Source organism: Mesorhizobium sp. B1-1-8 (genome assembly GCF_006442795.2).
Lineage (GTDB): Bacteria > Pseudomonadota > Alphaproteobacteria > Rhizobiales > Rhizobiaceae > Mesorhizobium.
Window position 1 is genome coordinate 2,165,280 of record NZ_CP083956.1, and the last position, 21,370, is coordinate 2,186,649.

Genomic DNA, 21,370 nt, shown 5'->3' on the forward strand with positions numbered 1-21,370 from the left:
GGGCCCATTATGGGCCCGAGGATGCGAAGGCGGCCAGCGTTTGTTCCAATTCGATCTGATCATTTGACGACTCGCAGTATCGCTCGTTGCTTCATGGCGTCGCGTTTGGCCTCGCGATCATTGATCGCACGAGCGATATCGACCGCGATGCGCTTCTTGTTTGCCTCACGCACATAGTCGTCCGTTACGGTCATCGAGGAATGGCCCATTGCCTCCATGATGGCGCGCGCTTGAACGTTGCATTCCGCCAGGTATGTGCCGAAGGTGCGGCGCAATCCGTGAAGTGTGTAGCCGTCCGGAATTCCTGCCTGGCGCGTCCAATGCTGCATCATGCCGCTCAGGCTCTTTTCCGAGAATGCCCGATTGTAACCGCTCTTCAAGACCGTGCCACCTTGTGAGCGGTCGAGCGGTTCGAGTGCCGCTGCCAGCTTGTCAACGACTGGGATGAACATCTCTCGCCCGCCGTGGCGGTTGCGGTTCTTCTTCTGGCGGAAATCAAAGGCTTCGATCAGCTCAAGTGAGCCGTCGAATAATTCGATCTCCTCGGTGACAAGCTCCTCCCATTCCAGGGCGGCAATATCTCCGCGTCGGTTTCCAAGCCAAAAGCCCAGCGCGTAACATGTGCGAGCCGCCGTGCCGATCGGATGACGTGCCTCGAACTTCTCGCGGACCGCGATCGGCCACGCGGGGTTTTTGGATGATTTGGGCACGCGTACGCGGATGGATAGTGAAGGATCGTCTTGCGGCTTGATCCATTTCTCAACCTCAATCGCGACCCATAGCAGTTTTTTAATGGCGACCAGCATGTGCTTGGCGACAGTGCGGTTGGTCCCGAAGATCCCTTCGATGATGGTGCGAAGCCGATCTGCGTCGAGGTGTTCCACCGGAGTATCGCGCCAAGTCAGCGGGTATTTGGGATCGACCTTCAGATTGAGGAAGCGCTCGATCAATCTCACGTTCTTCAACCGGGTGGATTCGTCAAAATCCAGCCACTCCATTGTGGTCTCAAGCCGACGCGCCGCATGTCCGAAGGTTCTTGGCAGCGACCGACCGGGCAGATCGACAACTGCAGCCCTGTTCCCCAGACCTTGCGTCGCCTTCTGGTATTCGGCTTCGAACTCCGCATCACCGGGATTACCGGGAAGTCGAATTTCGGGCATGCCCTTTGCCCGATAGCGATAAACTGTTTTGCCGTTCTTGATGCGCGAAGAGACGCCGGGGTAGCGGGCGTCCTTGAAGGGTCTGGCCATTAAGCTCTCCTCCAGCACTTCAGCGGCAGCTAATCCTTGCGCGACAATTTCTCCTGCACTGCCCTGAGTGAAAGAGCATTGCTTTCCATCGCAACGCGCAGGAGGAGCGGATAGGGGAAGCCTCTGCTTTGCTCGATGCCCTCAAACGTGCGCTTCGGTATTCCCAACGCTTTGGCCGCTGCTTCGGCAGTGAACCCTTCTCTAGCCCGCCAGGCTTTCACATCTTGGGCAAGCTTTTCATTCTCGCTCACGTCGCGCCTTTTCCTCACTGGTTTACTACGCTTTCAGCGTATATGCAATTGGCGTGTATTTCTCATTTTTTTTGCCCATCTCGCCTGCTTCGCTCCAACAACTCTTGGAGGCCGTTGTCTTTGTCCGGCAGGGAAGTGAAACAGATGTCGAGGGCTACACGATCCCAGATGGCTCGACTGTTGATGCGTTTTGGTCTCGGCATGCGACCATCGGCAACCATTTCGTCAAACAGCGTTGAACCGACACCGACATATCTCGCGGCCTCCTCACGCGAGAGTCCTCGGGGAGGATAAGAGAGGGTATCACTCTTCATGAATGCTGTCTCGACGGTCTCAATGTGGACACGGCGCAGTGGCGTAAAAGCCAAAAGGTTTGTCCGCTCCGACAAGTACCGATCCCGACGAGCGGGACCGCAGCTCTGTCTGTCTAGCAAACCACATAGCCAGCACTATCGTTAGTAACGAGGTTATGCGTTCTAAATAGAGGATGTTTTCTCTTGCGGAAGTCGCCTCACTGACATGTGCGGCAAGAGCGCGCGGCAGCGTACAAATCGGATAGTTTGCGGGCCCTGCAGAGTGTTCGTGTTTCGCCCGTCGGGGGTTCGAGTCGCTAGAGCGCTACCGCCTTTCACCATGTCCGACCCGGAGACATAGGTAACAGAATGTACCTAAGACATGGGTGACAATCTCGTGCCGAACGGGTTGTCGATGGTCTGCAAGGTCCTCTGCTCCAGGTCGATATATCCCAGATCATAATGCATGAAGCTGACGAGCCAAATGCCGTCGTCGACTTCCTTGATGCCGAGCCTCTGACCGGCGAGCACGGTCGAGACGTTGATCTTCTTCCTCATCATGCAGATGCGGCCGCAGGCGGTGACCATGGTGTCCTTGTCACGAAAGGGATAGAACAGTTCGGGCAGTCCGCCGTAGGGCCTTGAAGAGGGCGTGTAGAGCTCGGCCGGCACCTTCATGGCGATGCCTTCGTGCGGCCTTTCGGCATTGAATTCGCTCATGAAGTCCTTGAACCTTGCCTGCTGCTGCAGGGCGTTCATGCCGGGCGGGCGTGTGGCCTCTTTCTTCAGCGTCAGATGCATGCGCTCATGGCGGCCGTTCTGTTGCGGGTTGCCTGGTTTGATGCGCTCGAGGCCGATCCCCAGCCGTAGCCACCAGACGGAGAGCCTCGAAAGGTTGTAGAGGCCATTGGGGCTGGCGAAGGGCACGCCGCTATCGCTTCTGATGGCGGCGGGCAGGCCGCGTTCCCTGAAGAGCCGCACGAAAGCCTCGATAACCGGAGCTTCCTTCGTCGATTCCAGCGCTTCGCACAGCAAAAGATAACGCGAGGCCTGGTCGGTGACCGTCAGGGGGTAACAGTAGCGGCCGTCGCCGAGTTTGAACTCGCCCTTGAAGTCGGCACACCACAGATCATTGGGCGCAACGGCTTGCGACAACGGCGTGCCTACGGCCTTGTTCGCCCGGTTCCTCTTGCGGGCCTGGCTCACAAGGCCGTAGCGGTCGAGCACCGCATGCACCGTGCTCCTGGCAGGAATCCGGACGTCGCCACCAGCTTGCGCACGAGCAACTCGCGTATCTTCCTGGCACCCCAATGCGGCTTCTCCCGCTTGCTCTCCACGATCAGCCGCTCGATCTGGTCGGGCAGCTGGTTGGCGTAGCGGACCGGCCGACGCGAGCGGTCGCATAGGGCTTCGAGCCCTTCCTACCTGTAGCGGCCGAAGATCTTGTAGCCGGTCTTGCGGGAAATCCCGAACTCCCGGCACACTTCGCTCATACCTTCACCATCCAGAAGGCGGGCGACAAAACGTAGACGTTCCTCCATCACCGAACACTCTCTCCACGGCATCAACACCTCCGGCCAAAAGCCAAAAGTGTTACCCATGTGTCCGGTACAAATCGTCACCTATGTCTCGGGTCGCTCACCACACTCGTCGGACTGTCAGTTCCGGCTTCGATGCTGCGGCTAAGCGAAATCAGTTTCCCTTACTGCGTATCTGGGGACAGAAGTTCGCTGGTCTTCGCTCTCCGAGCGTCAATCCTGACGTGCTGCAGAGTTGTGTCCTGGGATCCACTTGGCGGTGTGGGGTCGCATGGTGCCGGCAATCCTGCGGCTGGGCGAGAGTGAGGGTGCGGATCGCATTTGCCGTGACGGGTTGAGGGCTGGAGGAGAGGCCTCCGGCGCCCGTCGCGGAGAACCGCGATGTCCAGACGTCACGACAAAGCTCGAGCCGGCGCTAGCCGGGCGAGTCTCTATAACGATATTACCGACAAAATCGTCGCCGAACTGGAAGCCGGCCGCGTGCCGTGGGCCCAGCCTTGGGGAACTGCGGCGGCGAAGGCGCCGCTAGCCATGCCGAGGAACGCCGCCACGGGACGGCGCTACAGCGGCATCAACGTGTTGCTGCTCTGGGGCGCCGTGATCGAGCATGGCTTTCCCACACAGCACTGGCTTACCTTCCGCCAAGCCCTGGCACTCGGCGGTGCCGTAATGAAGGGCCAGCACGGCACCACCATCGTCTATGCAGATCGTTTCGTCCTTGGCAACGACAAGAGGCGCGCCGAGGAGACTGGAGACGAAGCCGCCGCCGTCCCATTCCTCAAGCGCTACACGGTCTTCAACGTCGCCCAGTGCGAAGGCCTGCCCTGCGACGTCGCGATCGCGGCGCCGCCGCCGCCCTGCCAGATCGAGCCGCGGGTCGAGGCACTGATCAAGGCGACCGGGATCGCCTTCCACATTGGCGGCGACCGAGCGTTCTACGACCTGGCGCGAGACTTTGTGCAGGTCCCTCCGCCGGCAGCGTATTTCGAGCCAGTCAACTGGCACCGCACGGCGCTACATGAACTAGGGCACGCCACAGGGCATCCCTCGCGGCTCGGCCGCGATCTGGGCGGCGGCTTCGGCACCAGGAAGTATGCCTTCGAGGAACTGGTCGCCGAGATGAACGCGGCGTTCTGCTGCGCTTCGCTTGGCATCGTCCCGACGGTGCGCCACGCCGACTACATCGCCTCGTGGCTCGAGGTCCTGCGCGAGGACAACCGCGCCATCGTTCGCGCTGCCTCGCAGGGCAGCAAGGCAGCCGATTGGTTGCTTGCCTTCCTGCCCGGATACGAGGGCGCGGCCGGTGCCGATGAGCCCGAGATCGACAGGAGGGCGGCATCATACTTCTGACCGACGCATTGCTGCTCGCCAACGGCCGCGTTCCCGGCGCCGACCACGTCCCGGTGGTCAAGTTCTTCAATCCGCTGGTAATGTCTCAGTTTGAAAATTGAGAAATGAAAAGCTCGCCTGGCCATGTTCATTCGAACGGAGGAGGCTACAGAAAAAATAGCCATCCTCCCGGACAGGGTATAGGGTCATTTGGTCGCCCGTTCCAATTCAGGCAATCGGACGTTTGGAAGAGAACATCATGCTTTCGCCCCAACGGGAGGAAAGCCATGGCTTCCATCAACGATCGCTATATCCAAATCGCCAGCCACTATGAGACCGCCATATCCATCCAGGATAGGCTCATTGAAGGTCGTCGCCGGCTCGGGCTTTCCATCGAAAAGGACGAAGCATTGTTGCAGCAATTGCGTGAGGGCCTAGACGGGTGCATCGTGCCCTTAAAGGGACCGGCGCTAAGTTTCCGGGTCCGGTGAAGGACTGAGTATCGCTTTCAGGTCCGCTCGCTTCAAAAGGTCGAGCGACTGCTCGATAAGCCGCCGGCTTTCGGCCATGACGTTCGCAGTCTCCTCAAGAAGCTTTCGCTTTTTCTCTTGAGCGCGCCTCGCCTGCGCCAGGGCAACATCCCAATCCACCATCGCGCGCAACGGGCATGCGCCAGAAATGTTCCAGACTTGGGCGAAATTTACTAGGGCAATGCAAAACCGAGGCGTCTTTCCCAGTCGTTAGTTCCCACGCTTTGTAAGGGCCGCGCTTCCCGGTTTGAGGCAGCGGCATCCATCTTCTCGCAAAGGTCTTCCATCGACCAGAGCGTCTTGGACACGCCGGCCGCCGGACTTCGTCCATGAAGGCGAGCGCATATTCGCCATCACGACCGCCGACCAGCCACGAAATGAAAAGCTTGCTGTCGCTGTCCAGAGCGGTCCGGGTCTATGTGTCACCAGGTCCGGTCGGCATTCTCTAGTTCTCCGTATGGCTAAAGACGACAGCGCCGTTGTCTTTGCGAACTTCAACGCAGACGACGCCATCGTCGCCCCTTCGGGTCTGGAACATCGAGATTGCATGGTTTTTGGCCGTCTTCTCAGCGTCATAGGTCACCTTGTCGATGACGCCCCGTCTATCATACCAGATGACAGTGTAGGCCATTGAAGCTCCCATGCTTTCCGCTAAGCATAGGCGCTTCCGCCTATGGGAGCAAACGCGATAGCCGCTTCCGCCTAGCCGTCAAATTTCAAACTGAGACACTACCCCTGTTTGCCACCGAACTGCCGCTCTCGGTCTGGGCGGAGGCTGCCCGGCAGACGGGAAGCATCCGCGCGGCGGAGCGCGTCCTCGCTTCCGCTTCACGGTCCGGCCGGACCGCTGCGGGCCTGCCTCCCGCCTGAAAATCGCACAGTCGTGGACGGGATGCACAAAGTAGTTTGCGGCCCCGTTTCTCCCTGGCTCTTGCATGCGGCGCCGTCCTCAGAGTGAGAGGGCGGTGCCGGTTTTCATGACGGGTTTGGAGGTCGAGAGAGTCTCGGCCGCCCGTCGCGGAGACAATTCCCATGGCTAGCGCCAAGCAGAAGATCACCCTCAACGCCTCGCGCGACATTCCCTTCAACAAGTTGGTGCTGAGCCAGTCCAATGTCCGGCGCATCAAGCGCGGCGAGACGATCGAGGACCTTGCGGGCTCGATAGCACGGCGCGGCCTACTGCAGAGCCTCAACGTCCGGCCGGTGCTGGACGCCGAGGGCAACGAAACCGGCATATTCGAAGTGCCTGCCGGCGGACGCCGCTATCGCGCCCTCGAACTCCTGGTCAGGCAGAAGCGCATGGCCAAGACCGAGCCGGTCCCCTGCGTGATCACCGACGCTAACAGCGCAGTGCCGATCGAGGAGGATTCCCTGGCCGAGAATTTCCAGCGCGAGGATCTCCACCCTCTCGACATGTTCCGCGCCTTCCAGACCCTTCACGATCAGGGCGCAAGCCACGAGGAGATCGCGGCGCGCTTCTTCGTGTCCGCGACCTTCGTGCAGCAGCGCCTAAGGCTCGCCAAGGTCTCGCCGAAGCTGCTTGCTACCTACGAGCAGGAAGGCATTACGCTCGAGCAACTGATGGCGTTCACCGTGAGCGACGATCACTCGCGTCAGGAGCAGATCTGGGAGGCGCTCGAGCATTCGTGGTCGAAGGAACCGCAGCAGATCCGGCGCATGCTGACCGAGACCACGGTTCGGGCCAGCGATCGCCGGGCCTTGTTCGTCGGCGTCGACGCCTTCGTCGCTGCCGGCGGCATCGTGCTTCGCGATTTGTTCGAAGCCGACAATGGCGGCTGGTTGCAGGACCCCGCGCTGCTCGACCGGCTGGTAGCTGACAAGCTCAAGTCGGTCGCCGCAGAGATTGCGGCGGAGGGTTGGAAGTGGGTCGTCGTGGACGTCGATCTGCCCTATGGCCATACTCACGGCCTGCGGGCACTCGCCGGCACGCCCGCCGATCTCACAGCCGAGGAGTGGGCGGAACGCGAAGCCCTGCTGGCGGAATACGATCGTCTCGAAGCCGAGCATGGCGAAGCCGACGAACTTCCCGACGAGGTCGACCAGCGCCTCGGCGAGATCGAGTCCGCGCTTGAGGCCTTCGATAGCAGGCCGATGAACTACGATGCTTGCGAGGTCGGCCGCGCCGGCGTCTTCATCAGCATCGACCGCGACGGTGACCTCGTCGTCGATCGCGGCTATATGCGCCCCGAGGACGAAACGTCGAAGACGGTCGACGGCGACGCCGATCGTGACGGTGCGACCGAGGGCGAGGATGGCGGGGAAGATCCCTCGGTTCGCCGCGTCACCATCACCATCGGCACGCCGGCCTCCGAGCCCGAGGAGGATGACGGCGACGCCATCAAGCCGCTGCCCGAGCGCCTGGTGATCGATCTCACCGCACATCGGACGCTCGCGCTCTGCAACGCCGTTGCCGAGAACCCGCACGTCGCGATGACAGCGCTGCTGCACCGGCTCGTTCTCGACAGCTTCGGCCACCGATCCTCGATCGGCTGTTTGGAAGCCTCGGTCCGGCACGTCTGCCTGTCCGCCCAGGATGCCGACCTCAAGCACTCTCCTTCCGCAAAGGCGATCTCGGAGCGCGAGCGGGCGTGGAGGGACGACATCCCGCTCGGGGACGACACGGCGCTGTGGATCTGGCTCGACGGGCTCGACGAAGCCAGCCGGCTGGCGCTGCTGGCGCATTGCGTCAGCTACGGGATCAATGCTCTCCATGAGCGTATCAATCCCTACGGCGCCGGCGTCAGCCAGCAGGGCCTGGACCAGCGGTTGCGCGAAGCCGACCGCCTGGCCCGCGCTACCGGCCTCGATATGGTGGACGCAGGCTGGCAGCCGACCGTCGCGAACTACCTCGGCCGTGTCACCAAGGCTCGCATCCTCGAGGCTGTCCGCGAGGCCCGCGGCGAGCAGGCGGCTCAGCTCATCGATCACCTGAAGAAGGACGAGATGGCGAAGGAGGCAGAACGCCTGCTGACCGATGCCGGCTGGCTGCCGGAGCCGCTGCGCCTGATCGGCGATGATCAGGCCGCCGATGCAGCCACCGGGACCGACGCGGCGCTGCCAGCATTCCTCGACGGCGACGACGAGGACAACTCGGACACGTCCGAGGAAGAGCCCGCGCCGGCAGTAGCCGCCGAATAGCAGCGAAATCCCGGAGCAGCTCCGCTCGCTCGGTTTCTTCATCCCTTGGCCCGGCGCCCTGCCGGGCCTTTGTCATCTTCAGGAGATTCTATGTCCGCTCACATCGTCTATGATACCGCCCCGCTCGGGTCCCTGATCCGCTATTCGGACGGAATGCCCCGACCGCCGGCCCGCTTCGCCAAGAAACTTGCGGCCTGGGAGCAGCGCAACGGGGTCGGCCGCCTGGTCAGAAGGGAACCGCCGCGAGAGCGGCCGACCCATCGCACTCAAGCCGCCATCATCCTCGACGAGGGCAATTTCGCTACGGGCAACGTGGTCCTCGTTACCGTGCTGCGGCAGCACCTCCTCGATAACGAGTTGCGCTACGAGATCGTCCAGCGGCCCGCCATTGGCATGATCCGGGTGCTGCTTCCGATCGGCGACAACCTCGAACTGCTGCATCTCGCCGCAAGCCGCGAGGCCGCCGAACTGTGGCTCGCCAAGACCCGCCACGACAGGGCCCGATTGGAGGAGGTGACCGCCGACGAGGTGTGCGCCGATTTCATCGAAGGCCGGGTGGCCGCCTTACGCGACCCCGATGCGCCTAAGGAGATATGAGCATCCCCGACTACGCCCGACGCTTCTCCGCGCCGCCAGCGACGCCAATCTCGCGCTCATGGAATGTGCCGATGCCGAGACAGGGCAGCCGCGCTACGTGCTCTGTGCCGTCGGCCGCGACGGCGCCGACTATACGTTCACGCCATTCGCCATCTGGCCGATGGCAATCCCTTCGACGCCTATCTGCCGCCTGATCCTGACGACCCTGCCGGCTTCCTGCCGAAAGAGGGGCCCGACAGGCGGGACTGATCGCGACCGCCGGACATCAGCAAGCGGCCCACCGCATGTCAGGGCGCTTGCTTGGTGTTGGCTTCCCTGCGGCCCCTGAGAGGGAGAGGTGAGCCCGGACGGATTTGAGCCGGCACGGTTTAGAGAGAGCGCCGCCTGGCTCGCTCCCGTTCCGCTCTCCGAGGTTCGATCCATGAACATGACACTATCATCCGCAGCAGCTCCGGCTCCGGTGGCCATCCCACTTGTCTCCGAAACCGCCGTCGTCGCGACGGCTAGCCTCCTTCTTCCACATCTCGAACGCGGTCAGCGCGTCGACGCCGCCAGGCTGCGCGCGGCGATGGAGGCTGCCTTCGGGTCGTCCGATGCCACAGGGTCCTGGGACTGGAAGACGGCCTACGAAGCCTGCGAGGCCGCGACGGTGCTGTTCCTCCGCAAATACGGAAAGGCGCTGTTCCGCAAAGCGGCGTCCCCGGCTTCACGGCTCTTTGCCCTGTCGAAGATCGCCAGCCTCATGCCGACGCACACCCGCCGCTCCGAAGAAGCACAGACCTTCCAGCAGTTCTCGACACCGGTCCCGCTCGGCCTGGTTGCGGCAACGGCCGCCGCCATCACTCCGGCCGACCGCGTTCTCGAGCCTTCGGCCGGGACGGGGCTGCTCGCTATCCTGGCCGAGATCGCTGGTGGCACGCTCATCCTCAATGAACTAGCCGGGCTACGCGCCGGCCTTCTCTCTTCCCTCTTTCCGGCCGTTCCGGTCACCCGCTTCGACGCCGCCCAGATCGATGATCATCTCGATGCGGCCGTCGTTCCCAGCGTCGTCCTGATGAACCCGCCATTCTCGGTCATGGCCCATGTCGAGGGCCGCATGGCCGATGCCGCATTACGCCATGTCGCCTCGGCGCTGGCGCGTCTCGCGCCCGGGGGTCGGCTGGTGACCATCACCGGGGCCAGCTTCGCGCCCGACAACCCCGCCTGGACGTCGGCGTTCGTGCGCCTACAGGAGCGTGGTCGGGTGGTGTTCTCGGCCGCGGTCGACGGCTCCCTCTATGCAAGGCACGGCACGACCATCGATACGCGCCTGACCGTCATCGACAAGATGCCGGCAGACAATCCCACGCTTTTCCCACCGGCACCGGGCATAGCGTCTGATGCCGCAACCCTCATGGCGTGGATCTGCGAGTACGTTCCCGCGCGCATGCCGGTGACACTGTCGACCGCAACGACCAGAGTGTCGGCCTCGTCCGCACCGCGAACCGTTCGCGGTTACACCGCCTGTTCTTCCAAGGTCGCGATCGCGGCGCCGCTCGCCTGTCCCGAAGGCGTCGATCTTACCTATGAGACCGTCGATCGGCACGTGACCGAAAGTGGCGCCATCAGTGATGCGATCTATGAGGAATACGAGCTCCAGGTGATCCGTATTCCCGGCGCACAGGCACATCCGACCCAACTCGTGCAGTCGGCGGCGATGGCAAGCGTTTCGCCGCCCAAGCCCACCTATCGGCCACGCCTGCCGCGCAACATCCTCGATCTGCTCTCCGACGCGCAGCTCGAGACCGTCATTTATGCTGGCGAGGCGCATGCCGAATATCTCGCCGGCGCCTGGGCAGTCGACAAGACTTTCGATGTCGTCACCGCCGCCCGCGACGATGCGGCCAACGCTGTCCGTTTTCGGCAGGGCTTTATGGTGGGCGACGGCACCGGCGTCGGCAAGGGCCGGGAATCTGCAGCAATCATTCTCGACAACTGGATGCGCGGCCGCCGCAAGGCGGTGTGGATTTCGAAGTCCGACAAGCTGATCGAGGACGCGCAGCGCGATTGGTCGGCTCTCGGTATGGAACGCCTGCTGATCACCCCCCTGTCTCGCTTCCCGCAAGGCAAGCCGGTCACGCTGCATGACGGCATCCTATTCACCACCTATGCCACGCTGCGCTCCGACGAGCGTGGCGAAAAGATTTCGCGGGTCAGGCAGATCGTCGAATGGTTGGGTTCCGATTTCGATGGAGCCATCATCTTCGATGAAGCGCACGCGATGCAGAACGCCGCCGGTGCCAAGAGCGAACGCGGCGATGTCGCCGCCTCTCAGCAGGGCCGAGCCGGGCTCCGGCTCCAGCACGCGCTGCCAAATGCCCGCATCACTTATGTCTCGGCGACCGGGGCCACCACTGTCCACAATCTGGCCTATGCCCAGCGGCTCGGCCTGTGGGGTGGCGAGCAGTTTCTATTCTCGACCCGCGCCGAATTCGTCGAGGCCATCGAGGCCGGCGGCGTGGCTGCCATGGAAGTGCTGGCCCGCGATCTCCGCGCCCTCGGCCTCTATACCGCGCGCTCGCTGTCCTTCGACGGTGTCGAATACGAGCTGCTCGAGCATGAACTCACCCCCGAACAGGTTCGCATCTACGACGCCTACGCCGGCGCCTTCGCCGTCATTCATAACAATCTCGATGCGGCGATGCTTGCGGCAAACATCACCGGCAGTACCGGCACGCTTAACGCTCAGGCCAGGTCGGCGGCTCGCAGTGCCTTCGAGTCCGCCGAGCAGCGCTTCTTCGGACATCTTCTGACGTCGATGAAGACACCGACCCTGATCCGGTCGATCACCCGCGACCTCGACGACGGCCATGCTGCGGTCGTTCAGATTGTCTCGACCGGTGAGGCGCTGATGGAACGGCGCCTGGCCGAACTGCCGACCGAAGAATGGAACGACGTTCGCGTCGACATCACGCCCAGAGAATACGTCCTGGACTATCTCGCCCATTCCTTCCCGGTGCAGCTCTACGAGCCCTTCACCGACAGCGAAGGCAATATGGCATCTCGCCCGGTCTACCGCGATGGGCAGCCGGTCGAGAGCCGCGAGGCTGTCGCAAGGCGCGACGAGCTGATTGCCCGGCTCGCTAGCCTGCCGCCGGTGCCCGGCGCACTCGATCAGATCGTCCAGCACTTCGGCTCGGATGTCGTGGCCGAGGTCACCGGCCGCTCCCGCCGCATCGTACGCAAGGCAGAGCGCCTGGTCGTTGAGAACCGCTCCGGTTCTGCAAATCTCTCCGAGGCCGCTGCCTTCATGGACGATCAGAAACGTATTCTGGTCTTCAGCGACGCCGGTGGCACTGGTCGCAGCTATCATGCCGAACTTGCGGCCAGGAATACGCGGCTGCGCGTGCACTACCTGCTCGATGTCGGTTGGAAGGCCGATACGGCGATCCAGGGCCTGGGCCGGACGCATCGCACCAATCAGGCGCAGCCGCCTCTGTTTCGGCCGATCTCGACCAATGTGAAAGCGGAGAAGCGCTTCCTTTCGACGATCGCCCGACGTCTCGATACGCTGGGCGCCATCACGCGTGGCCAGCGCCAGACCGGCGGTCAGGGGCTGTTCCGGCCCGAGGACAATCTGGAGAGCCACTATGCCCGCGACGCGTTGCGTCAGCTCTATCTGCTGATCGCGCGCGGCAAGGTCGAGGGCTGCTCGCTCGAGCGCTTCGAGGCGGCCACCGGCCTCAAACTCATGGATGCCAACGGCATCAAGGACGACTTGCCGCCGATTACGACGTTCCTCAACCGGCTCCTGGCGCTCACCATCGAGTTGCAAGGTGTCCTTTTCGGCGCCTTCGAGCAGTTGCTTGCGGCGCGGGTCGAGGGCGCCATCGCGTCCGGCATCTACGACGCGGGGCTTGAGACGCTGCGCGCCGAGAGCTTCGTCGTTACCAACCGGGAAGTCATCTACACCCACCCGCGCACGGGGGCAGAAACGCGACTGCTGACCATTGCCGAACGCAAGCGCAATCGTCCGGTCACGCTCGACGCGGCGCTCGACCAACTCGTTGATCCGCGCGCCAAGCTGCTCATCAACGAGAAGTCAGGCCGCGCCGCGGTGCAGATCCCGACCTCCAGCATCATGCTCGACGATGGCGAGGTAGAGCGCCGGATCCGGTTGGTCCGGCCGATGGAAAGCCAGAACATGCCGCTCAAGGCCATGGCCGAAACCCGCTGGATTGAGGCCAACCGCGAAGCGTTTTCGACGGCATGGACCGCGGAAATGGCTCAGGTGCCGGAGTTCACGGATTCCGTCCTGCATATGGTCACCGGCCTGCTGCTGCCGATCTGGCGGCGTTTGCCCAACGAGTCGACGCGCGTTTATCGGCTCCAGACGGACGAAGGCGAGCGCATCATCGGCCGCCGCGTTTCGCCTGTCTGGGCCGCCAATGCCACGACGACTGGCGTTGCGGCGCTCACTCCCGAGCAGGCCTTCTCGGCGCTGATCGACGGGCGGATCGTCCTCGATCTTGCCGAGGGTCTGCAGCTTCGCCGGGTCCGAGTCATGGGCGCCTGGCGTATCGAATTGTTGGGCTTCACCGACACGATGCGCGAACGCCTCATCGCCTATGGTCTCTTCCACGAGATCATCTCCTGGAAACTCAGGATGTTCGTGCCGACCGATGCGGCTGGCATGGCCGTCCTCGAACGTGTGCTCGGCCGCTTCCCCGTCGAACGCGTGAGAGAGCGAGAGGCGGCATGATGCCCCGGGAAGCCACTGAGCTCGCTCATCGTCTTGGCGAACACGCCGAGGCGGTGTGCCGGCGATACCTCTCCGCCGGACGCCGCTGTGGTAACTATTGGCAGGTTGGCGATGTCCGCAACGCACCGGGCCGGTCGATGTTCGTCCGGCTCAGCCATTCCACGAAGGGACCGCCCGGCAAGTGGACCGATGCGGCGACCGGCGAGCATGGCGACCTGCTTGACGTCATCCGCGAATCGCTTGGCCTGCTCGACTTCAAGGACGTCGTCGACGAAGCTCGCAGTTTTTTGTCTATGCCTCAGCCAATTTCCGATCCAACCGAACGTGGAATGCGAGCGGCTCCTGCGCCTGCTGGTTCCACCGAAGCGGCGAGGCGGCTGTTTTCCATGTCGCGATCGATCTCGCGGACGCTCGTGGAGGCGTACTTGCGCGCACGCGGAATTACAGCCTTGCACGAAACCGCAAGCCTTCGCTTTCATCCGCGTTGTTATTACCGCCCTGACGAGGAAGCGCCGACCGAGACCTGGCCCGCGATGATCGCGGCCGTCACAGACCTCAATGGCAAACTCACCGGCGTGCATCGCACTTGGCTCGATCCGGCCGGTTTCAGCGAGGCCCATCTCGGCCGCGCTCCGATCGATACACCAAGGCGAGCCATCGGCGACCTGCTTGGGCACGCGGTCCGCTTCGGCGTCTGCGGCGACGTGTTGGCAGCCGGAGAAGGCATCGAGACCATGCTTTCGCAACGCGTAGCACTGCCGGCCTTGCCGATGATCGGAGCCCTGTCGGCAGCGCATCTGGCAGCCATCCACTTTCCTGAAACCCTGCGGCGTCTCTACATTGCCCGTGACAATGATCGGGCGGGAGGTGGGGCGGTGGCGACTCTCAACGAACGCGCCAATACCGCCGGCATCGAAGCGATCGTTCTGACGCCGCAACTCGGCGACTTCAATGAGGATCTGCGTCTACTAGGCCCCAATGCTCTCAGGACGATCCTGCGGGCTCAGATCGCGCCGCAGGATGTCGCCCGCTTTCTGGCACAGCCGAACTGACCGGAAAGGAAGCGAGCTCTGGCATCGTCCTATCGATTGGCGTCGCCGCGTTCGGCTCCCTTGCGGGAGGTCGGCCCACGGCCTTCCAGAGGGCGATCTGTGCGCCGCTCGCCCGGGCTGGCAATGGCTGCGCCCGGCTATTTTCCGGCGGCCCTGCGGGCCTTTCCATCGCGAGACAAAACAGCCGGGCTTCGCCATCCTTCACTGACGTTCCGGCCCTTGGCTGAAACCGCGGGTGCAAGACCGGGCCGCCCGTCGCTCTCGTCGCTATGAAGGCCGCGATGGGCGCGGCCGAGCCAGCACAAGGAAAGCTGCCATGGGCGACCATCATCACGCCGACCACGAACCACCGCACGCGTCATCCCCGACTGATCACGCCCTCCAGGAACTTCAGCTTTATGGATACCGTCCGTTCGAGGACGAACCCGATCCCCGCCCGCTTCCCGAGCCCAATGTTGTCGCAGGCAGCGTAGCCGACATGTTCGATGCCCTCGTGGCGGCGCTCTCCGATACGCGCCTTGAACCCGACCTCGAGGACCTGCTCTGGGGAACGGTCAACCTGTTCCACCGCGCAACCAATCGGATTGAGCGCGAACTCGATGATAACGAATTGTCCCAGCAGCGCCTCCAGCGCGAGCAGGACGGATCGGAGGTCAAGTCGGTCGAACTTGAACGGCTCACCGCCCAGGGACAGACGCTGCTTGAACGCCGTAACGCCTTCGAGTTGATGCGCGACCAAGCCGCCGAGCACTTCGAACGCCATACCCACTCGATCTGGCGACCGCGCGCGGGCTCCAAGGTCAATCACAGCAATCTGACGGCCGCGATGATCGACAGCCGTGATTTCCTCGCTGCGAAGAAGCATGCCGACAGCCAGTTGTTGCTGCCACCCGGGCCGAAGGTCGCTTTTACCGGAGGGTTCGACTTCAACGACCATGGACTGATCTGGGCCAAGCTGGACCAAGTCCATGCCAAGCATCCGGACATGGTCTTGCTCCACGGCGGATCACCCAGGGGTGCGGAGTTGATCGCGGCCAAATGGGCTCACAACCGCAAGGTTCCACAGATCGCCTTCAAACCCGACTGGGCCAGGCACGCCAAAGCCGCTCCCTTCAAACGCAACGATGCCATGCTCGACACGCTGCCTATTGGCGTCATCCATTTCCCAGGCACAGGCATTCAGGACAACCTTGCCGACAAGGCGCGGAAGCTTGGCATCCCGGTCATGAAATTCTGCACCAGATGAGGGGTGCCTTCGATCGGCGCGCGAGACACCGGCATGCCGGTCGACAACTCGTCCGACACTTTAGTCCGGCCCTGGCGCGTGCTCGTTATGGCGGCGACGAGCGCGCGCCGGCGAGCCACAATCTCCATGTCCACGGCTCCCAAACTGGACGTGTGAACCATCACCGCGTTCATGGGCGCAATTCCTTGGTCCGGCCGCGCAGGCCTGATGCCATCAACCCATGAAGGGTCGGACTACGCGAAGCGTGCCGCCGCCTCGGCTTCGCCTTCACGGTGATTGCGGCCCCGGCCGGACACATCGGGCGCCTGTCACGCGGGGATTGGATCCCCGCTTCAAAACAGGAGCCGGAATCGATGTCCCTCGCAGAAGCAAACGCCTTCGCTTTCAGCCTCGCCACCAGCCTCATGGTCAGCATCGTCATCTTCCGCGCCGGCGACGGCACGCTTACTGTTGTGCCCGCAGACGAATATGACGGCGAGGTCTCGGAGATCGTCGGGGAAATTGATCCTCATGCCGAATAGCCGAGGGGCCTTCTCCTATGAACGGCCGCTTTGCGCCTCAGATCGGTCGTTGAGGTGATCTGGCCTGCTGCCCAATAGCAGACGCGCTGGTGACCGCGGGGAAGGCCTTAAAATGCCGCCAGGTCGAGCTACAGAATGAAGCCCGCCTGTTAGTACCGCTCATAACGTTCCGGCGGCTGTGCTGTCAGGAGAGCGTGACAGGTGCAGGGTTCTCCGACCGGAAGCGTGGCTGCGGTCGTCAGAGCGATCGTCGATGTGATTTGCGAGAGACGCTCAAGCACGCCGGCCTGCAGGAGCGTGCCGCGGTCTCGACCGAGGTAGTCGTTCATCGTCGCGGTCACAAAGGCGCAAGGTATGAAGCAGGCGCCAATCTCGCGCGACAGGGTCGCCTCCGGGGCGATCGAGTGGTTGATTATATCGGCGCCGAGCGTGCGGAACATCATGGCCTCGGCCGGTGTGGTCAGGCGCGGACCATAGGCATGGCCGGCGACCAGCCCTTGTTCGATACCGTGGACGCGCCCCTCCAATGGCCAAAGCCGGCTGGACGTCTCGGCCAGGATCGTGGCGCAGTTGGTGCAGACGATCTGCTTGCCGCTGGCGTCGAACTTCTGGCGTCCCGGCAAAAGGGAATATGGCGTCTGGGTTGGCTCGATAATGTCGGCCGCGATGACCAGGTCGCCGCCGCGGATCGCCCTGTTGACCGCGCCGACCGTCGAGCAGGTGATCACCCGCTTGACCCCGGCCTGTCGCAGCACCCAGAAAGCACGACGATGGCAAGCATGATCGACTTCGTCCCGCGGGTTGCCATGCGAATACATGCAGAGCGTCCGGCGTGGCTGCCTGTCGCTTGTGATCGCGCCGTCGAATTCCAGGAGCTTCCAGTTCTCCGTCCGCCCATAGGGCGTCTCGAACGCCATGTCGCGGGCCAGGACCTCGACGCCGGCCATCGACACGTCCTCCGGAAAGGCCAGCCCCCAACTCGCCGAGCCGGTGATGAGGGCCAGCTCGACTATTGGGATGGTCGCGGGGGCGGAGCTGTTCATGGTCATACGGGCATTCCTGTCGGGTCTAGGGCTTCTGGCGCGCGGCGAAGACGAGGACGACGGCAACGACGAGGCCGGTCCAGAGCGTCGAGATCGCGGCAATGGTCGGGTCGATCTGGTCGCGCAGCGAAATGAACATCAGCTTCGGCAGCGTGGTGTTGGCGCCGCTCGATACGAAGATCGATATGACGGCTTCATCGAGCGAGCTCAGGAACGCCATGAGCGCCGCCGAAACCAACGAAAGGACCATCTGCGGCAGCATGATGCCGACGATCGCGCCGCCCCAGCCGGCACCTAGGCTGCGCGCGGCCTGAAGCTGCACCCAGTCGAACCGGCGCACGGCGGGATAGAGCACGATGACGGCAACCGGCATGGCTAGGACGACATGGCCGAGGAGGACGCCGCCGAGCGTTCCGAGCAGCCGGAGCTTCGCCAGGACGAAGAACAGGCCGATCGCCAGCAGAATGCCGGGAATGACTGAGGGGATCACCGCGAAAGCATAGATTGCGCGGGCGAGCCGCCCGCCTAGCCGGTCCATTGCGATGCAGGCAAGGAATGCGGCAGGCACGGACACGGCCGCGGTCAGCCCGGCGAGGATCAGGCTCGTGCGCAGGGCGGCCATCCAGTCGGCCGAACCGAAGAAGCTCGCATACCAGCGCAGCGAAAAACTGCGCGGCGGGAATTCCAGCATGTCGGAGCCCGAGAACGAGATCGGCACCACGATCAACGTCGGCAGGATGAGGAAAGCCAGCACAAGCGCGCCGAACGACCAGAGCAAGGCACGGGCAAGACTGCTTTCGTGATAGACGTCCAGCATGGTTCAGTCCGCAGCCGGCTTCGACCGGATTAACCTGGCGGCTCCCAGCGCCGTCACGCCGAGGACTGCGACGATGAGCAGCAGCAGGATGCCGAGCGCCGCCGCGCCGCCCCAATCCTGCAGGGTCGAGAGCGTGCGGTCGATTCGGATCGCGATCGGGCTGATCCGGCCGCCGCCGAGGATCGCCGGCGTGATGAAGAAGCCCAGCGTATAGACGAAGACGATGACGGAGCCCGAAACGATGCCGCCGAAGGACAGCGGCAGGATCACCGTCCGGAAGCAATTCCAGAGGCTGGCGCCCATGCTGGCGGCGGCGCGGACCAGATTGCCGTCGATGTCGCGCATCGCCGCATAGGTGGGCAGCACGAAGATCGGCAGCATGTAGTGCACCATACCGATCAAGGTGCCGATGAAGTTGTAGACCAGTGGCACGGGCTCGGAGATCAGCCCGCTGCCGACCAGGAGATCATTGATCAGTCCGTCGCGCCGCAGCAGCACCAGCCAGCCATAGGTGCGGACCAGGATCGAGGTCCACAGCGGCAGCAGGACCAGCACCATCAACCGGCTGGCGATCCTCGGCGACGTGCTCGCCAGCAGAAAGGCAAGCGGAATGCCGAGCAGAAGACAGCAAAGCAGGGTCCCGCCGGACAGTTCCAGCGTCACCTGCAGGGATCGCCACGTGAGCCCATTCGTCAGAAGCGCCGTATAGTTCCCCGCGGTGAAGGCGCCCCGAGCCGTCGTCAGGGATTGTTGCACGATCCAGAACAACGGCAGGATTGCGCCGATCCCCACGATAGCAAGCGAGGGCAAAGCGAGCGACAGGAAGAACCTGCGCTCGATCGCGGCGTCGCGGCGCAGACCGGCGGCATTCATCGTTGCGGTCGTTGCGATCACGTTTCGGGGGCGCCGTCGAGCCTGTGGATGTGCCGGGCCGCGGCGTAGGCGGTCAGTCGCTGCCCGATCTGGAGGGCGGCCGGGTCGAGCGACTTTCCGGATGGAATGCTGAGCAGCAGTTGCCGTCCGCCCTCGACGCCGAGGCGCAAGTGCCAGGTTTCGCCGCGGAAGGCATGGGCGGCGACCCGTCCTTTGATTACGACTCCTTCATCGCCGGCCGCCTCGCGTTCCAGTGCAAGGTTCTCGGCGCGGATCACCAGGGTGCCCTCGAGTGGCGGAGCCGATCCCAACGGCTCCACGAGCGCTGCCGAAACGATGTTCGATTCGCCCATGAAATCGGCGACGAAGCGCGACCTTGGGCGTTGATAGATAGGCTGCGGCGCGTCGAGCTGTTCGATCCGGCCGGCATTCATCACCGCTATGCGATCCGACATGGTCAGGGCTTCGCGCTGGTCGTGCGTCACGTAGATCGTGGTGATCGCGAGATCCTGCTGCAGCTTTCGGATCTCGAATTGCATCTGCTCGCGGAGGTTCTTGTCGAGGGCCGAAAGCGGCTCATCCATGAGCAGGACCCGCGGCTCGAACACCACGGCCCTGGCCAGTGCGACCCGCTGGCGCTGGCCGCCCGAAAGCGCGGCGATATCGCGCGCCTCATATCCCTCCAGTTGGGCCCGGGCGAGGGCGGCCCGCGCCCGCTTGCGCGCCTCGGCGCGCGGCCGCCGGCGCAGGAGCAGGGGGTATTCGACATTGCTCAGAACGCTCATATGCGGGAAGAGCGCGTAATTCTGAAACACGATGCCTATATCGCGCTTGTTCACCGGAAGGCGCGTGACGTCGGCGTCACCGATCCGGATCAGCCCGGTCTCGGGCCTGACAAACCCCGCGATCGCCATCAGCAAGGTCGTCTTGCCCGAGCCGGAGGGACCGAGAAGCGTCAGGAACTCCCCCGGCCGAACATCCACGCTGACGTCGTCGAGGGCGACGTGGCCGCCATAAACCTTGCGCACCCGTTCGAGCGCTATGCGCGGTGAAGCCATGCTGGGATCCTTTCGGCTGGCAGCCGCCTACTGGTTCATCATGGCGTCGAAGGCGGCCTGGGCTTCGTCGGCGTGCTTCGCCCACCAGGCGGCATCCGCATAGACCACGCCAACGGCGTTGTCCGGCGCGGTGGCGAGCAGCGCCATCTTATCGGCCGGAACCTTGCCGCCGGCGTAAGCTGCCTGGTTCATCGGGCCATAGGCGATGTAATCGGTCAGCTTGGCCTCGCGCTCCGGTGACGTCATGGCGGCGATCAGCTTCATTGCGTCCGCCTTGTGTGGCGCGCCCTTCGGCACGGCAAGGCAATCGGTACCTATGATCGAACCGTGGAACGTGTATGCGGCCGCCCCGCCATCGTCCTTGGCGCTCTGCGCACGGCCGTTCCAGGTTTCGACCAGATCGGCCTCGCCGTCCTTGAGGATCTGTGCGGACTGCGCGCCCGAGGTCCACCAGACCGCGACGTGGGGCTTCAGTTCCGCCAGGCGGTCGATGGCGCGCTTGATGCCGCCGGGCTCGCTCAAGGCGCCATAGACCTTCTCCGGCGCGACGCCTTGCGAGAGCAGCGCCGCTTCGAGCAGGTCCTGCGCATTGGCCCGGAGCGCACGGCGGCCCGGGAACTTCTTCACGTCCCAGAACTCGGCCCAGTCCTTCGGCCCGTTCTGGCCGTAGGTCTTGGTGTTCCACGCCATTACAGTGCCATAGGAGGAGAACGGATAGCAGAATTTCGAGGCCGCCCCGGCGGGTAATGCCTTTTGATCGACCACGGTCTCGTCAAGCGGCTCCAGCAGGCCGAGACCGGCGGCCTGCGCGCCTTCACCGGAGCCAAGATGGATGATATCCGTCGTGACGTTCCCGGCGGAGACCTGCATGCGGAGCGCGGCCATGCCGTCGCTCTGGGTTTCGCCGCGCACGTCGATCCCAAGTGCCTTACCGGCAGGCGCCCACATCGCTTCCTTCATCCCGGTGCCGTAGTCGCCGCCGGCCGTAGTGATCGTGACGCTCTGCGCCAAAGCCGGAACCGCGGCCGAGAGAGCTAAGATCAGCGTCGAGAATTGCAAAAGCTTAGTCATG

General features: G+C 63.5%; 17 protein-coding genes and 3 pseudogenes. 10 read left to right on the top strand and 10 right to left on the bottom strand.

Annotation, left to right across the window (positions count from 1 at the left end; genetic code table 11):
- Nucleotides 1-59 precede the first annotated feature (59 nt).
- The 4 genes and pseudogenes from xerC to FJ974_RS10650 all read right to left on the bottom strand — a co-directional run bounded on the left by xerC (nt 60) and on the right by FJ974_RS10650 (nt 3,359).
- Nucleotides 60-1,250 (bottom strand): tyrosine recombinase XerC, encoded by a 1,191-nt coding sequence (gene xerC / locus FJ974_RS10635; protein WP_140531760.1) that lies wholly within the window; start codon nt 1,248-1,250, stop codon nt 60-62.
- A gap of 29 nt (nt 1,251-1,279) precedes the next feature.
- Entirely contained in the window at nt 1,280-1,501 is a 222-nt protein-coding gene (locus FJ974_RS10640) for a helix-turn-helix domain-containing protein (protein ID WP_140531758.1), read from the bottom strand.
- A gap of 62 nt (nt 1,502-1,563) precedes the next feature.
- Nucleotides 1,564-1,815: a hypothetical protein gene (locus FJ974_RS10645; RefSeq protein ID WP_140531756.1), complete on the bottom strand. Its 252-nt coding sequence runs from the start codon at nt 1,813-1,815 to the stop codon at nt 1,564-1,566.
- Nucleotides 1,816-2,169: 354 nt separating this feature from the next.
- Nucleotides 2,170-3,359, bottom strand: a pseudogene (locus FJ974_RS10650) (helix-turn-helix domain-containing protein).
- 354 nt (nt 3,360-3,713) lie between these two features.
- Here FJ974_RS10650 and FJ974_RS10655 point away from each other — a divergent pair.
- The 3 genes and pseudogenes from FJ974_RS10655 (at nt 3,714) to FJ974_RS10665 (ending at nt 5,152) form a co-directional block, all read left to right on the top strand.
- Nucleotides 3,714-4,682, top strand: coding sequence for an ArdC family protein (locus FJ974_RS10655; protein ID WP_140531754.1), 969 nt, complete (start codon nt 3,714-3,716; stop codon nt 4,680-4,682).
- Nucleotides 4,670-4,759, top strand: a pseudogene (locus tag FJ974_RS10660) (DUF2958 domain-containing protein); the annotation flags it as partial. The gene FJ974_RS10655 and the pseudogene FJ974_RS10660, both read left to right, overlap by 13 nt.
- Nucleotides 4,760-4,948: 189 nt before the next feature.
- On the top strand, nt 4,949-5,152 hold the full coding sequence (locus FJ974_RS10665; protein WP_140531752.1) for a hypothetical protein: 204 nt from the start codon (nt 4,949-4,951) through the stop codon (nt 5,150-5,152).
- A 484-nt stretch (nt 5,153-5,636) separates the two neighbouring features.
- Here the strand turns inward: FJ974_RS10665 and FJ974_RS10675 are convergent, their stop codons facing one another.
- A complete protein-coding gene (locus tag FJ974_RS10675) occupies nt 5,637-5,822 on the bottom strand; it encodes a hypothetical protein (protein ID WP_140531750.1) in 186 nt (61 codons plus the stop codon).
- A 401-nt stretch (nt 5,823-6,223) separates the two neighbouring features.
- On the opposite strand from FJ974_RS10675, the gene FJ974_RS10685 reads away from it, so the two are divergent.
- The 7 genes and pseudogenes from FJ974_RS10685 to FJ974_RS10715 all read left to right on the top strand — a co-directional run bounded on the left by FJ974_RS10685 (nt 6,224) and on the right by FJ974_RS10715 (nt 16,507).
- Nucleotides 6,224-8,350, top strand: a complete 2,127-nt coding sequence (locus tag FJ974_RS10685) for a ParB/RepB/Spo0J family partition protein (protein WP_140531748.1) — start codon at nt 6,224-6,226, stop codon at nt 8,348-8,350.
- Between the two features lie 90 nt (nt 8,351-8,440).
- Nucleotides 8,441-8,947 carry a hypothetical protein gene (locus tag FJ974_RS10690; protein ID WP_140531746.1) on the top strand — a complete coding sequence of 169 codons (507 nt, stop codon included), beginning with the start codon at nt 8,441-8,443 and terminating at the stop codon, nt 8,945-8,947.
- Nucleotides 8,928-9,196, top strand: a pseudogene (locus FJ974_RS10695) (DUF6117 family protein). Before FJ974_RS10690 ends, FJ974_RS10695 begins: the two are co-directional and overlap by 20 nt.
- Nucleotides 9,197-9,368: 172 nt before the next feature.
- Nucleotides 9,369-13,688, top strand: coding sequence for a strawberry notch family protein (locus FJ974_RS10700; protein ID WP_140531744.1), 4,320 nt, complete (start codon nt 9,369-9,371; stop codon nt 13,686-13,688).
- Nucleotides 13,688-14,740: a toprim domain-containing protein gene (locus tag FJ974_RS10705; protein ID WP_413468349.1), complete on the top strand. Its 1,053-nt coding sequence runs from the start codon at nt 13,688-13,690 to the stop codon at nt 14,738-14,740. The genes FJ974_RS10700 and FJ974_RS10705 overlap by 1 nt, the downstream gene beginning before the upstream one ends.
- Nucleotides 14,741-15,056: 316 nt before the next feature.
- The gene (locus tag FJ974_RS10710; protein ID WP_140531739.1) at nt 15,057-15,986 is read left to right on the top strand and encodes a DUF2493 domain-containing protein; all 930 of its coding nucleotides are present in this window, start codon (nt 15,057-15,059) and stop codon (nt 15,984-15,986) included.
- A 353-nt stretch (nt 15,987-16,339) separates the two neighbouring features.
- Nucleotides 16,340-16,507 carry a hypothetical protein gene (locus tag FJ974_RS10715; RefSeq protein ID WP_181177046.1) on the top strand — a complete coding sequence of 56 codons (168 nt, stop codon included), beginning with the start codon at nt 16,340-16,342 and terminating at the stop codon, nt 16,505-16,507.
- Nucleotides 16,508-16,656: 149 nt separating this feature from the next.
- Here FJ974_RS10715 and FJ974_RS10720 read toward each other — a convergent pair whose 3' ends face one another.
- The 5 genes from FJ974_RS10720 to FJ974_RS10740 are packed head-to-tail and all read right to left on the bottom strand — an operon-like array spanning nt 16,657 to nt 21,369.
- Complete coding sequence (locus FJ974_RS10720) at nt 16,657-17,556, bottom strand: 5'-methylthioadenosine phosphorylase (protein ID WP_140531737.1); 900 nt, start codon at nt 17,554-17,556, stop codon at nt 16,657-16,659.
- Nucleotides 17,557-17,575: 19 nt separating this feature from the next.
- Nucleotides 17,576-18,367 carry an ABC transporter permease gene (locus tag FJ974_RS10725; RefSeq protein WP_140531734.1) on the bottom strand — a complete coding sequence of 264 codons (792 nt, stop codon included), beginning with the start codon at nt 18,365-18,367 and terminating at the stop codon, nt 17,576-17,578.
- Between the two features lie 3 nt (nt 18,368-18,370).
- Nucleotides 18,371-19,261 (bottom strand): ABC transporter permease, encoded by an 891-nt coding sequence (locus tag FJ974_RS10730; RefSeq protein ID WP_226891550.1) that lies wholly within the window; start codon nt 19,259-19,261, stop codon nt 18,371-18,373.
- Nucleotides 19,258-20,298, bottom strand: coding sequence for an ABC transporter ATP-binding protein (locus FJ974_RS10735; protein WP_140531732.1), 1,041 nt, complete (start codon nt 20,296-20,298; stop codon nt 19,258-19,260). Before FJ974_RS10735 ends, FJ974_RS10730 begins: the two co-directional genes overlap by 4 nt.
- A gap of 27 nt (nt 20,299-20,325) precedes the next feature.
- The gene (locus FJ974_RS10740) at nt 20,326-21,369 is read right to left on the bottom strand and encodes an ABC transporter substrate-binding protein (protein ID WP_140531729.1); all 1,044 of its coding nucleotides are present in this window, start codon (nt 21,367-21,369) and stop codon (nt 20,326-20,328) included.
- Nucleotide 21,370: the final 1 nt, after the last annotated feature.